At 42.2% G+C, this 15,796-nt stretch carries 8 protein-coding genes; 1 reads left to right on the forward strand and 7 read right to left on the reverse strand.

The genetic code is table 11. The features are described 5' to 3' along the window. Window positions 1–251 precede the first annotated feature (251 nt). Window positions 252–2,228 carry a hypothetical protein gene (locus L3V43_RS04270; RefSeq protein WP_237115999.1) on the forward strand — a complete coding sequence of 659 codons (1,977 nt, stop codon included), beginning with the start codon at window positions 252–254 and terminating at the stop codon, window positions 2,226–2,228. Between the two features lie 1,202 nt (window positions 2,229–3,430). Here the strand turns inward: L3V43_RS04270 and L3V43_RS04275 are convergent. Genes L3V43_RS04275 through L3V43_RS04305 form a run of 7 tightly spaced genes read right to left on the reverse strand, consistent with a single transcriptional unit; the run spans window position 3,431 to window position 15,039 of the window. After that, window positions 3,431–5,365 (reverse strand): reverse transcriptase domain-containing protein, encoded by a 1,935-nt coding sequence (locus L3V43_RS04275; RefSeq protein ID WP_237116000.1) that lies wholly within the window; start codon window positions 5,363–5,365, stop codon window positions 3,431–3,433. A gap of 8 nt (window positions 5,366–5,373) precedes the next feature. Next, window positions 5,374–7,230 (reverse strand): hypothetical protein, encoded by a 1,857-nt coding sequence (locus L3V43_RS04280; RefSeq protein ID WP_237116001.1) that lies wholly within the window; start codon window positions 7,228–7,230, stop codon window positions 5,374–5,376. A 10-nt stretch (window positions 7,231–7,240) separates the two neighbouring features. Continuing rightward, window positions 7,241–9,304, reverse strand: a complete 2,064-nt coding sequence (locus L3V43_RS04285) for a TIGR03986 family CRISPR-associated RAMP protein (protein ID WP_237116002.1) — start codon at window positions 9,302–9,304, stop codon at window positions 7,241–7,243. Then, a complete protein-coding gene (locus L3V43_RS04290; RefSeq protein ID WP_237116003.1) occupies window positions 9,304–9,834 on the reverse strand; it encodes a hypothetical protein in 531 nt (176 codons plus the stop codon). The genes L3V43_RS04285 and L3V43_RS04290 overlap by 1 nt, the downstream gene beginning before the upstream one ends. Next, window positions 9,827–11,257: an RAMP superfamily CRISPR-associated protein gene (locus L3V43_RS04295; RefSeq protein WP_237116004.1), complete on the reverse strand. Its 1,431-nt coding sequence runs from the start codon at window positions 11,255–11,257 to the stop codon at window positions 9,827–9,829. The genes L3V43_RS04290 and L3V43_RS04295 overlap by 8 nt, the downstream gene beginning before the upstream one ends. Then, window positions 11,254–13,287, reverse strand: a complete 2,034-nt coding sequence (locus tag L3V43_RS04300) for an RAMP superfamily CRISPR-associated protein (protein WP_237116005.1) — start codon at window positions 13,285–13,287, stop codon at window positions 11,254–11,256. Before L3V43_RS04300 ends, L3V43_RS04295 begins: the two co-directional genes overlap by 4 nt. Next, complete coding sequence (locus L3V43_RS04305; protein ID WP_237116006.1) at window positions 13,288–15,039, reverse strand: hypothetical protein; 1,752 nt, start codon at window positions 15,037–15,039, stop codon at window positions 13,288–13,290. Between the last annotated feature and the right edge of the window lie 757 nt (window positions 15,040–15,796).

Raw genomic sequence — 15,796 nt, forward strand, 5'->3', positions numbered from 1 at the left:
TGGGTTTTTAGGCTAACAGTATGATAGTTATAGTATTTTTAAAAAATCCCTATATCAGGAAAGAGGTTCATCCAGAACCGTATTACCTTTTACTTATAACCTACTGCTTTATATTAAAAATACCTAAAAATTATACTTAAAATAAGTGAGATTTGTTTGCGTGATTAGCTTTTGTGAATATCACTTTACCTTACTCAAGAACTTACCTATTCTGCTAACTCAATTAACATTACGAAAGGAGTCAGTAAACGATGGGGTTAAATCAAGAAGCAATCACCGGCTATCTTAACGAGCTGTTACCAGACTCACAGCCAGACTTACTCAAAAGTGCAACCGACTACCTCAACCACCATGGAGAAATAGCAGGGTGGATAGCTGAGCAATCACCGCCAGTACAGCAACGCCTAAGTGCGCACTATATTACTGCCGAGCAGCCAAGGGCATTACAACAGCCGCTTAATCGAGAGGTTAGTACTAAGGTGGGTAATAATTGCTATCGGTTAATTATTCCCTCTACCCTTAGCGCAGATCTTACCAGTAAGCTGCCTTGCAGCGCACAAATTGACAAACATAAAGCGAATTATACGGCACTCAAGGCGTTAACTATCGCGCAGATTTTTGGTGAATTAGGCTTAAATACAAAGCATAGGCCTTGCCATAAGCAGCTTGTGTGGGAAGTTCGCCCGCTCACTCGTACGCTTGATGATCTTCATGATGAAATAAAGCTGCGCTTTTTACCAAAACTAGACGAGCCAACCTACAGTTTACCGTCATTGGGGTTAACTGCATCGGCCAAGCAGCAGTTACATGACAAGCACAATCGTTTGTGGCTAAAACTTGTTAAACCGGCACGGCACTTTTCTTATCAAAGTGTTGATAATGGCGAGTATTATTGCGAAATGCGTTTAGCAGATATGCAGCTGGTTTACATGCCAACAGGGTTGGTACTTACCATACTCTCAATACAATTTAACGACATTGTTCATTTACAAAACACCACACAAACAGAGCCAATTCTTACGCGACACGCCATTACATTGCAAGATTTAGTTGAACTGAATGCTGCGTTTTATCGCACCAAAGGGCAGTTAGCACTGTTTAATACTCAAGCGCGCTGGCAACAAAAAGCTGCGCCTTTTAGTTGGCTCGACATCATGAGTTTGTTACTTAATCAACGTAATTTAAATACAAACGAGCAAGTCAACAGTCCTTTCGCTCAGCAGTGGCAGCTTGCACGGCCACTTGGGTATATGCAAGCCTATTTACAGCAAACAAAGCAGCACTTAAACACACAGGTACAAAAGCTCATGTTTGCGCAAACAATGGCACTGCAATTGCGTTTAGCAAAGCGGCAGAGTATGGCCTATTTGATAACCGAGGATGAACTAGAAAGTGGCATTGGTGGGGCAGACATCCGACATCAGTTTTCACGGGAAGGGGGCTGTGTACTCATCAACCCCAACCGAATAGGGCAGCAACAGCGTATTTTTCATCAAGGCTTTATTGCCAACCAAGGTACGCAGTATGTAGCGGTATTGGTATTGGCGTATGCGGAATACTGCTTTTTACAGGCAATGCAAAATAGTACCCAAATGGATGGTGCGATAAGGCTTGAACAACAGGTTATTACTACCATAAAAGAGCAGCAACAATTATTATTGAGTCACCGCATTAATAACCGGTTTGCTGAAGTCAGTGTGTTGACCATGCTCAATCAGGTGTATTGCCAGTGGGATAACATATTTAATATTAACTTGTACCACCAGAGATTGGCTGAAGATATTCGCGAATATCATGAATTAATAGCGCTGTACCACCAGCAGCAATCTCATACACATAACGCAAAAATGGAGCAAGAAGCCAAACAGCTCAGGGAACAACAACAGCAACATCAAAATAAAATAAAAAATATCGCCACGTTAGGCACCGCACTTATTTTTATTGCCAGCGTGTTTGGCACTAACTTTGTAGAAATGACTACGCTATATTATGGTGAGCCAATTCGGTTTTTCTCAAGTGATTGGCATGCCGTATTTATTGGTTTGGTGATGCTCACGACCTCAGCTTTTGTCTATTATTCAAATCTAAGTATTAACAAACAAATTGCGCGAAAAGCCAGTGTCACACACCAAAAACAAAGCCATCCTAAGCGCAGCCGCTTGTCACTTACTTTACTAATATTTGGGCTTGTTTGCGTATTTGGCTGGGGTCATAAAATGTGGTTTTAGTCAATCACACACTAACATAGCTGCTTAGCAACCTGTAAAAACTACCTTTCGTTTTGCCAAAACCGCTCCTCAAGTAGGAGCGGGTTCACCTCGCTCGCTTTTGATTTAGCTGCCTTTACGGCAAATGTTGCTGCAACATGGATATAGTAGAGAGTCTGGATCAAGAAGAAATGTTTCTACTGCCTCTACGGCAAATGTTGCTGCAACGTAAATTTAAATGATTGTTACTACCAAATGCAAAAGTTTCTACTGCCTCTACGGCAAATGTTGCTGCAACACACAGCCCTTGAAGAACTGTGTGAAATCAAAAAACTGTTTCTACGCCTCTACGGCAAATGTTGCTGCAACGGAATTATGTATGCATGTCTTGGTGTTATCAGTCAGTTTCTACTGCCTCTACGGCAAATGTTGCTGCAACTCAAGGGGCTGTAATTGTAAATTTAGAGTCAGATCGTTTCTACTGCCTCTACGGCAAATGTTGCTGCAACAGAATTAGCGAGAAAGACGCTATTAGAAAGGCACGTGTTTCTACTGCCTCTACGGCAAATGTTGCTGCAACCCTACCTTCTGTAGCCCTTGACTGACACGGCCTGTAGCGGCAAATTGGATGAACCTCCAGTGTCAACCAAGAAACAGTATTGATTCTAGCAAAAAACAGCCGTTTTGGAAGCAAAAATTTAAGCTAACTAATTGATTTAATTGAATTGGATGAACCTAGCAACTGCTTTTTAGGTTAACTATATGATATTTTTAGTATTTTTAAAAAATCCCTAAATTAGGAAATAGGTTCATCCAGAATGGTATCAACTTTTGATTATAACCCATTGTTTCTTAATATAAGTTCCTCAAAAAAAGTGATAAAAGCTCCGCCCCAAAATAAAAGGTACAAGATTTTTAATATGGCGTTTACTCATACCGAGTAGGAGCGGGTTCACCCCGCGATCTTTTGTGATTTAGCTGCCTCTACGGCAAGTGTTGCCCCAACTTAAAGATAAATGGTCTCCTAGAAAAAACAAATTCGTTTCTACTGCTTCAACCACAACCACACTCAAAGCAGTCGCTAAGCTGAAAATACTCGCCGCGTAAAGCGGCTCCTACTTGGAGGAGTTAAATATTGGAGCTATATGCCAAGCACGAAGGAAATTTCTTGTGATGACCAGTAAACCTTATAATGTAGAAGGTTAAAGCGCGCTTGCGTTAGGTTATGAAAGTTCACCTTTTTTATTTTTTTGTTTACTGCGGTTGATTGTTTTATTAAGTGTAAACGACTTAGCCTGTGTTTCCTTATTTTGAGCATAAAATCGGATGGTTACACTCTCGTTGTGTGCAGTCTGCAGAGCAGAAAGTTGCTGCTTAAGCAGGTTGAGTGCATGGTTATCAAGTATTTTTATGTCGTACAACCCCATTTGTACTTTGTAACCATATTTAATTAAGAGCAACTCTACATATTTATTTAATACACTATTTGTGGTCTCTATGGCGACTAAATAGCGTAGGCTATATTGCAGCTCAATTAATGGATAAATACGTGGGCGACAAGTATCCAATCCCTGATGTGCGATTACTTTTTTCACATTTTCTAGCGTGCGCTCGGCTTGTTGTTTGGTTCGGCATAAAATCAAAAAGTCATCAGCGTAACGTACTAAACGCTGCTCTTGGTTACCTAAAATAGCATCGAAGGGAACGAGCATAAGATTGGCAAGTACAGGACTCAGTGAGCTGCCAAGGTTTAGCCCGCTTACTTGCGAAATATCATGTTGTTGTGTGTTGGCTATGGGGGCATGTAACATGGCGTTGAGTATTGCCCATAGCGGGTCATCACCATAGAGCGCCCTTAAGCGGGCGATAACTTGGCTAGGCTGCAAGCTGGCAAAAAATTGTTTAATGTCGGCATCTAGCACGTATTCATAACCGGCTCTTACTGCTTGCACAATGCTATCGCGTGCAGTTAAGCGCGAATATCCACGGCGGTAGGCATAACTTGATTTACTGTAGAGCAGATCAAGTGAGGTGCCGAGCCAAGTACTAAGTGCTTTATGGGCAACTTTATCTATAAATGATGGTAGTAATAATAGTCTTTGCTTTTGCCCCGGTTTATCTAGCATTTTGGGGTTAAGTGCACCCGGTTGGTAGTGCAGGTTTTGTAACGCGCTTAAGAGTCGCTCGAACGCTTGTTGCCCCCATGTTGATTGCGCGCTTTTTGGCAGTTTTTTAATTTCGTGTTGCCAAGCAAGTTCTAACGTTTGTAAGTTAAACACTTGTTTTAACAAAGGGGTAGTACGGGTAAGGGGAATAAATCCCAGCTCGCCTTGCTCACCGCACAAGTGGTATCGTCCCATCCCAAAATTGCGGTTTTGCCCAATCCCTATATATTGCCCTAATACTAAGGTTACCCAATTATCGTAACTAAGCTGGTGCGTATTTAGAGTGAGTGTACCTACTAAACCGCCAAGTTGTTTGGTCTGTTTTCCTTTGCTTTGGTAGCTGGTATCAGCCCAGTGCAGATCGGCGGTCATATCGCACTCTACTGGCGCTTGCCTTGCCGGTCTGGTATAGCCTAGTGCTTGGCACAAAGACGCATAGGCATCAAAACAGCGGTCAATAATAAGGCTGCCGTGAAGTTCATCACTTTGTTGATAAACTCGTTTCCCCGAGTGGCTGAGTCTAACTGGGCTTTGAAATGAAAGGGTGACGCTGTGGTGTTGTTCACTGTAGCGTTGCCATTGCTCTGCCTCTAGTAAAATCGAGTGGTGATCGTATTGCGTGGTCATTAATGGGTGCGCCACAGGCATTTGAGTCAGTGGGTCAAAAATTTGATGCAGCTTAATGTTATGGGCAAGCGCGCCGTAGCAATGAGCGGCGGAGCGTGGTAAGTTAGTTAGCTGAGTAAATAGCTGCTCAAGGTGTATTTCCGGTAGATTAATACTTATCAAATAAAAGCGATACCGCGTGCCCTTTTGATATTGAATAACGCCGCTCTCGGGCGCGTGCACTAATACGCGATTTTGTATTTGCTCAGGAATATTTAATAAGGTGTTGATAAAGCCCCGCAATACCGCTTGATGAAAAAACGGTATCGAGGTAGTCGCACTAAACTCAAGCTCTACACCATATACTCGAATGGGGTATAGACTCATTACGGCAATTAATCCTCGGTAAAATTAATAGGGGCGTTTAGCATCTGTTGGCATAATGTCTTTACTAGGTTGCTGTATAGATCACTTGCGCGCTGCTTGTTTGTTACTAAAAGGTCAAAAATATCCAAAAACAATGGCTGAGTTAAGAAGGCATACTCTCTATCCTCATCCCACAGTTTTGCGTGTATAAAGGTATTTTTTGCCTCTTTAACGTCAGTGGGCGAGAGGTAACCATGGGTAATACGGTTGCGGTACCGCTGTGGTGTTGATTCACACTTTTCCGGCTTAGTACGCAATGTATGTTCAAACTGTAGCAGTGGGTGATTGTTTAGATCCTCCCATCTAATTTGCTCGTTTTGTTTGAGTTTGGAAAGTGCAATAGCAAAGTCAAACAGCAAGTTGCGGTCAGAACCTTGTTCCGCTTTATATTTTAAAAAACGGTCAATTTTCAAGTCAAAACAACATGTTAATAACGAGTCAAGTGGCTTCTTTGTTTTACGTTGGAAGAGCGTGGTTATTTGCTCTTCATATTGCTTTTTAATGACTTCACACTGCGCTTTGGCTGCGTTTATCTCGAACTGGTTAGGTGTAAAACTATGACAGAGTAAATCTTGTGCTGCGACTTCTACAAAATCACAGGTAAAGCGGATGGCTTCTTGGTAATTACCCATCTTTAGTGCGGCTTCAATTCTAAATGCTGCCCACAAGCAGTTGGGTAATTCGGCCTCTGTGTTAAAGGGGAGGGCGGCTGGTAGTGTGGCGTTGAGTTTATCAATACTTACACGCCCTTGGAGCCATTCACTTGCTGTAATTAGGTTATGTGCCCAGCCTTTATCGCACCGATTTTTATTTTCGTCATCAACAAAAGGCTGTGCCAATGCTGCTGCCCCTTGAAAGTTGCCATGCTGTATCAGTGCAATACATTGTTTGCGCGCGCGCAGTGACACATCTGGACTTGGGTAATGGTGGGTATTGGCAAGTGTTACTGCTGGCGCTGAGCTTGAGCGCATTTCTGGCTCTGAGTAAGCCAAGACTTTATCAGCGTATAGTTCACAAATGGCCTCCAGTTGTGCCTTGAGCTTTGGAAAGCCGCCACCACAAGACAAGATTAACTGGTTTTGTGACGGTTCTACTCTTGAGCATAAGGCTTGAATTGCTGTAGAGATCTTTTCAAGAGCTTGGCGGTTTATGGGGTCGTTTTGGTCAGCGCCCTCTAATAGGTCATCGCCAGTTAAAAAGTTAAGATAGTACACGCCTTGTTTAATGTCAGCGCTGGTGCAGTAGGTATGGTCAAACTCTTGATTATAGGGCAGCTTCAAGCTTTTGCTTAGCCGGTTTGCGATATACGGGCCATAGGCGAATGGCTCTTTCTTCTTAATGAATGTGCTGAGTTTATTGCTTGCTTGTCGGTTGGTATTTAGCACTAGAACATAGTTAGGTGTAAAGTCTATGTGTTGTAGTTCATTCACTAAAGGGGCAATTTTTGGCAATAATAGCTCAGGGCAGTCTGGGGTTCTTAAGGTGCAGAATTTTGGTGCTGTAAACTTTGCTTTACCGTCATTAATGGTGAAGTCAAGATAAAGCGGCTTTTCTTGTTGCTCAAAGTCCTGTGCAGTTAACACATCTAGTGCTTCGTTGGGTTCGAGTAAAGTAAACGCCAGTTTCTGAGATGACGATCCTACATCAATACAGTGCTCAGCAAGGTAGCCACAAAACTCCGGGCGGCTGTGGTCGCCTATTGTCGCTAAAGTGGTGATGGCCTCGGTTTGGGCTTTATCCTGATCTTCACCTGCTTTTTTCGTCTCTTTAATTACTGCTTTAATATCGGTATTACCGATGGTGATAATTAGAATTTTGTTAGTCATTGCCAGTTCCCTATAGCGGACGAAGTATGTTGTCTTCAGTAGTGGTTTTTTGCCTAGACCCTCTTCTTACTCCTAATTCGTCTCGTTTCACGTTCGAATGGAACCGGTATGATTCGTTGCCATTATTTGGGAATGTATAGGTTTTTGAAAGGTCAAAGGTGTGTATTTTTATCCATTGTTTAATGTGGTTAAACGATTGTTGAGTAGATAAAAATGAGTTTATGAGCGCCGCCGCGGTTAAGTCGCTTTTACACTGTGTCGTGATTGAGTGAATTTTGGTTTGCACACTACCAAAGCCCAAGGAACGGGCATAACCGAGCTTAATTGCTAGGGTATCTGTGCTAATGAGAATATGATTTAAGTCTTTCTTACAATTATCTGGTAGCTGGCGATATTCCAAACTATTTGGACTTAACGCGAGTAATAAAAGGCCAAGCTCAGATTTATTAAGGTTTTTAAACCTTAACGTTGCCCTGTATTCAGTGCCTTCTGGGGTGATAAAGTTCGTTGTAGTCGCTAAGTGGTTTTTCTTATTGCTAGCAGCTTCTTGCACCGTGGGCGGCGAGTAGGGTCTTTGATGTAAATAAAACTTACGACCATTTAGTTCGTATTCTGGGTTCTCATCTGGACTATAGCCGTAGTGTGGTATTTTATTGGCGCTGTTTGAGGTCTTGGGTTTTAAATAAAACTCTCCAGCGCTGGGTTTTGGTTGCCCTAGCGGTTTAAGGGGGATGGTAATGCTTTTTTGCTTTACGCTGTTAGCTTTGTTGGTTATCTGTTCCAACGCATGATTTATACTCACTAAGCCTGCGAGTTTATCATCTTGGCTTTTGCAAGTTTCATTTGCATAGCCAAACAGTTTTTGCACTAGAGGCAACGCTTCTGGGGTAAATGACTGTTGAATTTGTGGTCGTAATTGGCCTTTTACGGTATGAATAGAGTTCTGATATGCCCAATAGTAGTTGTAGTTATTACCGATACTATTTATATCATTTAATGTGAGTTTGCCACCTGTTGATTTTACTTCGGCAAAAATGACTTGCCCAACTTCTACACATCTATGTTGATGAATGTCTTCGGGAAGTGAGCCGAGGGAGCTAGGAACATTTGGATGACGACTAGAAATATGACCACTAACCTGATTTTTTAAATGCTCTGTGGTGTTTTCATACTGGTTAGATAACTCCTCACTTATTTTTATATCGCTGTATTCACACCTCCTTACATTTAGCAAAATACCGACATAAGGTCTTGGGTTTGTGTGGCCTTTCGTTTGAGCTAATACCCCTGAGTATTCGATGCCGCCCTTATACATGTGGTATGTATAGTGTTTAAAATGATTAGTATCATGATACTTGAAGAATCTGTATCTTATCTGACCACCCGCAGCCTCAAGGTTAGCTATTTGATTTGGTGCTATTTCATCTGCTAGATAGATGCTACTACTTATAACTTTATTATTGAAGCTAAGATATTTTTCTTTGACCAAAAGCGTGGGCTGTTGCGTAAGGTTATGCTCACTCAAAGTGGTGTTTGGGTCAAAATATTTACTCGCACGTTCTGAGACAAAGATAAACTTAGGCTGGCCTTTGAATATTCTGAGTGTAAAGGGGGGGTTACTAATGATAATAGCAGGAAGGGTTTGAAAGGCACTGCCATTGCCTATACTTGGCCGGTATGCAAAGGTTTGCTCGCCAATATGCTCCATGGGGGCGTTGGTTAAGGCTGCACAATTATGGCGAAGTGCCCCCAAAATAGAAGACCCTAATATCATGCTCTGGTCTTGATAAAATGCAGGGTATAAATATGTTTTTTCTCTATTTTTACCCTCTACAGTTATTGTCTTTTTTTCTTGATAACAGCCAAAAATGCTTTGAGTTAATGTTGTTAAACTAAACTTTATTTCCCCGCTGAATAATCCGCTTTCTTTACTATTATGTGCAACCCGCTCAGAGCGCAAGACACGAGCTGGGTCATTGTATACAAAATGATAAGGCGGTTTGTTATCTGTTTTATTATTTTGAGGGTTACTAGGAACTCGCCCACGTTGGTGATTATTATATCCTTTTGGCATCACTGTCTCTCCCATATAAGCTCTGCGGTACCCTTGGTGGTTTCAACGGTAATAAATTTTAGTTGCCCGTTATGGCTCAACGCTTGTAACTCGGTAATCGTCTCGCTATCAAAGCGACCAGAGTCAGTGAGTAAATAGGGCGTATGGTAAAGTAATACGCTGGTCTTATTTTGCTCTGGTAGCGCTACATGTTTGAGCAATGTACATTCATTTGTTGCAATCATGGTTAGAGTACTGTGCGGTAAAAATAACTGGCATTGAGCAAACTCAAACTTGCCTTTTTGTAATAGTTCGCTTAGCTTGCTCTTTGTGTTAATGACAGTAGGGCAACGCTCTTTAGCTGTGGTCGATGGTTTTGGGTCTAGTACCAAAATGAAGCTTGTATTGTTGTCTAGGACATAGTTTTTTAGTAACTGTACCGTATCTTGGTCTTGGCTGTCCGCTGCTGTGAACCCTAGGTTAACCAGCTGGTTTAACAGCGCTGAAATTGGCGCATTAATGCGTTGTACTTGTAAATCCGCTTTAGTCATTATCAGCTCCTTCTTCTTTTTGTTCCTGTACTTTCCAGCGCAGCCAACCAGAGTCAACCCATTGCTTGGCGCCAATAGCAAGCTGTGACTGAGCGCCTTGTTGTAGCGCGTTGCACAGCGCATCATATTGCGCTTTTACCTCACTTTTCATGTGATCTGCATTGTTCGCATCTGGGTCTTTGATATATTCAAGTACCAGCTCTGTGACAAAACTACCGCGTACAACCGCAGTGCGAACAAACTTATTTGAGCCATACACCCCAGCGGTAAATTCATCTTCAGCGTGGTTATGAAATACCATCGCTTGCCAGTCATCATGTTGTAAATAAGCGGGTTTGATATAGAGATTAGAGCTTTGCACTTTGCCATTTTGTTTGTTTAGCGAGCCAAATAAACTGTGAGCGATTTTGCTCTCGTTTGCACGGACCAACTGGTGGTTTAACACACCGCGAATACTGGCTCCGGGTATATAAGGCTGATGATTTTCATCCACAACAAAAAAGTTATCAGGGGTATCTTGGTCTTGTAATTTGTAGCTACTGCCTGTGCTAAAGTGCGATAACACTGAGTCGGGCAGCTCGTGTATACTCTCAGGGTTATCTTGGCTATGCCCACCAATAAAAAAGCCATCGACTCCCCATTGCTCCCCCGATTCATCCAAATTTGCCCCTGCACTTAACGTAACTCGTAGTGTTTTTCGTAAAACGGGGGCGTTTGCAAGCGTTTTATTTTTCACAAATTGATCTAGTGGCGTGCTTTGAACTTGCAATTGTTTGCATAGTTGCGCCTTATTTTGGGTAAAATCACAGGTGCTATTTGGGTAATCAAATACATGTTCGTTTGTGAGCGTTACCACCTCGGCTTGTTGTACTTTAAACCAGCCATAGCCTGCCACAGGGCGGTGGCCTAAAAATAAATAATTTGTTTGCCAATAGTGTAATACATGAGCAACTAACTCATCTGGGGCGATGCTACGCGGTGTACAGTCAATCATATCTACTTCAATAAAGCAGTGCCATAAGTTCCCCTTTGGCAGTACTTGTACATCAAATAAGGCGTTAGGCTTTGCTGCACCAGTTACTTCATCTATGGCAACATGCTGGCGAACAATGGCATCATGTAAAGGGGACTTGAGGCTTACAGTGTCGACCCGTAGCCGTGAAGGAATACAGATTGGCTTATTATTTTTATCTTGAGCAGGAGCCTCGCCTGAAATATCAAACTCTACTGGGATGCCTAATTTTTTGGCTTGATCCACCATAGCACCAGCAAGGGTCGTACCGCGAATAATATAGTTATCATTGCCATCTTTGGCCAGAGCAATATCAACATCGTTACCTTGCTCTCCAGAGGCAGTATTAAACTCAGTATGTTGCTCTAAGGTCACGTAAAACAGGGTGTAATAGGGTACATGCTCGCTCATGCTTGCTCTCCTTGTTTGGCACTATGGTTTGCTAGGGCAACTAGCACACAATCGCAGGCCAATATCGCAGGTTCATGTTGCGCGCTACATAAGCGTTCAAGCTCGGATAAAAAGTCAGTAATACTCAGCCACGCATGTTTGGATTGATTCTGTTGTGTTTTCAGTTCAGCAAAAATGTTGCTTAACGGTTTTGGATCCGAGCTTACTTTTTGCCGTTTGAGTTCATTTTTTAGCTTTTGCCATTGAGTTACGCTGGGGGAGCGGTTAAAAAAAGACGTATCATTTTGGATCAGCTTGTCAATATTATCTATCTGTTGCTCCACTTCCTTGTCGCACAAGCGGGGGGTGAAGCTCGTATCAAGGGTGGCGGTGAGGTTTTGCTGTGTTAATAAAAATTGCCCGAGCCCTTGTGTTTGGCGCTCTCCTATTGCCCGTGTGTGCTTGAGGTAAGCGGCCAGTAACTGCGCTTTTTCAATATTGGTAATTTTTATACAACTACCCGCTGCAATAACTTGAGTGGGCGTTTTAGGTAGGCCAGTTTCAAAGCTATATCCAGTTAAAATATCTTGCTCCGAAAACGCAGTGTAATCTTTTTTGTCTAAGTTTAGCTCTGGGCAAAGTTGGTTTAATGCTTGTTCAAGTTGAGTATAGGGCTGACCAGTATGATAGCTGTAACATAATAGTGGTGAAGTTAGCACAACGGTGAGTGGCTTAGTGTTATTAAACTCAAAAGGTGTTGACGCTTCGGTGGTTGTGGTTAATTTACATGGTGCTTTGCCTCTACCTAGCAGCAAAGGCCAAGCATTTTGCGCAATTAAGTGAGCAAGTTGCGCAATCAACTCTTTGTTTGTGCTACAAGATAAGGTCGCCATAAATTGGGTTTGCTCAGGTATGACGTCCTCGGCGAATAAATCGGAGTCATCAACGATGTCAGCGCCATTATCTTTTTTATGCCCAGGCATGCTAAATTGCGTGCGTACTTTGTTGCGCATGTGTATGGCGACACCTTGCTCAAATAAGGTTTGGCTTTGTGGTTGGTAATAAAAGTGACCTTTTAATCGCTTAAGCGGCGCAGAGGTACTAGACTCAGCAAATTGATCAGCAAACTCATTGGCTTGTGTTTGTTGCGCCCACCACGGTATAGCACCTTCTGCATGAGATTTTGGCGCGGCAATACATAAAGGCGCGGGAATATAACGTATGCCTTGCCTACTTGGGTAGGCATAACTTACCGATATCACCTCGTTTACTAGTGCTTCAAATAACGCCTGTTTGCCTTGCAGTAAGCACCAATTTGCCAACGCTGCTTTTAACCGCTCTCCAGAAATATACGTATAAGTTGGAACAATATTGCCTGGGACATCGGTATTTGGCAGCCGCAGAGGCTCAAGGTTAGTCACGATTATATTTAGAGATTGTTGCGTGTTAACTGCAGAAACATCATTGGCAGCCAGTAAGGTATCATCCATTTTAATATCACATCTTACCCGTCCAGCACCTCGATTTCGGTTGGCACCGATGCGATCTAAATGATTGATCAACACTGTGAGTGCTTGGATATAATTTGTGGCAACTTGCTGCTTACAGAGTAGCTGCCATGTTGCCTCAAATTCAGAGCCTGCTTTAATATATTCATGATTACGCAAGCTGCCTTTTTTAGGCGCTCGATTAATAATATCTATCGCGTTATTTTTGTAACTAACCCCTTCTCGTGCTGTACTGCTGAGTATATGTGTTGGGTTAGGGGTTAGGTTGCTTTTGTAAAATGAGCCTATCACTAAGGTGCAGTTAGACTGCGGCGAGTCACTCAGCAAATCTTCAAAGCAGTCTTTGTATTTGCTGTTTAGTTTGGTTATGGTGGCGCTAGCCGCTCTCAATAAGCCTTTAATATGTTGCCGCCAGATCACAGGTTGGTCGTTTGCATCTTTCGTTTGCAAGCTATCAATTAGGTGCGTTCCTAAACCGTTACCGGTGTGTAGATCTTCTAAAAGTGTGAGTGAAACCTTGATGGTAGTTAATTGAATCGCCATTTAGCTGACCTCCTTTTCACGAGACAAGTATTGTAATGATACAAGCTCTAACACATCGCCAAGTTTGGTGGTGTAGTAATTTGATGCGCCCTGAAGCGGATAAAAAGCGTAACCTGCTTTGTTGCTATCAACCTTAGCGAGTGCTTGAAATAATGCGCAAAGTGTATTGGGCGCTGGGCTAGCGCTATCATTATTATCAGTTACTTTGAGCTCAGCGTGTTGCTTATCTCTGGCAATCATTTTATTAATCAGCAGCTCTGTTTGTCGCCAACCTAAAGGCAGGGTGTGCATAAGTTGGTACACATGTGCACGGGACATAATATGGTACTGCGCCTCTTCTGCTGTTATTGGGTCGCCAAGGGGGAGCGCTGCATCTTGATGAGAGGCTGGTAAAAATCGCTCAGCGAGAGACATAATATCGTTAAATTCTTTATGCTCTCCAAGCAAGTAAGGCTTTTGGCTTAACAGTAAAGTCTCCGTGCTATCGTTGATTTTGGTTACTTTTATTTGCTGCTTACGAGCGTTAATAGGATTGTCGAGCCACGCTTGGGTGACAATTTGCCAATCAACACAACTTGGTTGTACCTCGGTATCGGGGGTGCCTCGGGCTTTAACCTTGGCACTTGCGTTAAGTTTTTCAGCTGCATAATGCAGCCGATAAAAAGGTAAATTATGCGAGGCGATACATACCCCAAAAGACATCGTCAGTGGCTTATTATCTGCAATGGGAGTGGCAGATAAATAACTGTCTATATGTTTGACTAACTCAAAGGCATACTTGGCTTGGCATACCAATAATAAGTCATCACCGCCAAGCATAAGCACTTGAAATGGCATAGGGCTTTTAAGCGGGAGGGACTTGAATGTTGCAATAATGCCTTGCTTAACCGCGCTTTTTAATTGCTCCCTTGCAGAGCCAAAAAATGCTTCTGCAATACGTTGTTTGTCGCTAAAAGTGCCATTGTGAGTGTTTTCTTTTTTAGTTAGGTGAGTGATAAAGCGCTGACCCATATTATTACCATCAGCGCTTATCACCGCAAGGTAATCATCACCCACTAGCTCATCAAAGTCGGTGGGCAGCATGTAGCCTTGACTAACAAAATCGGCGGAGATGGCACTTGCAAAGTCAGCAACAATACGGCCTTCGTTAGCTTGTGTATCTGCTTGAGTTGCCTCAATGTTTTGGTCGTCATCTGGTGCTTTTTTATATGTAGTAAGCTGTTTGTAATAATTGTTTTTAAGTGCGGTTTGTTGGCTTATTTTTATCTTTTTTTCAAGGTCTTGTGTTCGTTTTGACTTTTGCTCGGCAACGCCAATGTTTGATTGCTCACACTTTTTAAAAAGTGTTAACGGGGAGAGAGAGGGTAAAGTCATTGTCTCAAAAGGGACATCATCTGCACCCTTGGCCTCGTTAAAGATGCGAGTGTGTACTGTTAAGCCCGCTAGATTGTTAATTAAAATGGTGCGAGCCTCTGCAATAAACCGTTTTGCATTGCTACAACTTGAAAATAGCGCATAAAAATGACCACCATCGCGGCTTAGGATCCCAAGTTCAGCGAGTGCGTCTGAGTTGTTGTCGCACAGGAGTGCTTTGTCTGGGACTGTGGTTTTCTCTATTTGTATGGCGGCGACAACCAGGTCGTAGCGAATAGTCTTAGCAAGTAAAGCGTTGGCGGCAACCATATCGTGCAGGCGAGAGGAAGAAAACAAAAAAGTTTGAATTCGCTTAAATTTGATTTGTGCAACAAACATAGATGTCCTTGTGTGATGAAGCGATCCTTATTTGTCAGCATAAAGTAATTTTTATGTATTTGAAATAATTTGTAATCAAATAATTCACTTTATTTTCATTTTATCTTTACGTGCTATTCGTGCACTGAGGAAGAGATTTTGACTGAATGTTGGACTGTGTAATGTTTTGCTACTTGCTCAAAGTCGTACATTCACTGATAAAAGCTTACCGCGCTATTGAGTAGCGCGAACTAAGCCGCTAGCTTTTCAAGGTACTTACTTTTAGGGTAAATGTTGCTGCAACAACAAATAAATGGAACATTTTCAGAAAGTTTTTCTGTTTCTACTGCCTCTACGGCAAATGTTGCTGCAACCATTTTTAGCTATTTTTTATTCTTTCATTTCTATTGTTTCTACTGCCTCTACGGCAAATGTTGCTGCAACTTATTTTTCTAACAATACTTGCAGTAAGTTCTACAGTGTTTCTACTGCCTCTACGGCAAATGTTGCTGCAACCCTACCTTCTGTAGCCCTTGACTGACAAGGCCTGTAGCGGCAAATTGGATGAACCTCCAGCGTCAATCAAGAAACTGTATTGATTTTAGCAAAAAACTGTCATTTTGGAAGTAAAAAGTTAAGCTAACTAATTGATTTAATTGAACTGGATGAACCTAGCAACAGGTTTTTAGGTTAACTATATGATATGTTTAATATTTTTAAAAAATCCCTAAATTAGGAAATAGGTTCATCCAGAATGGTATCAACTTTTGGTTATAAC

The sequence above is a fragment of the Pseudoalteromonas sp. L23 genome (assembly GCF_021728455.1).
Lineage (GTDB): Bacteria > Pseudomonadota > Gammaproteobacteria > Enterobacterales > Alteromonadaceae > Pseudoalteromonas.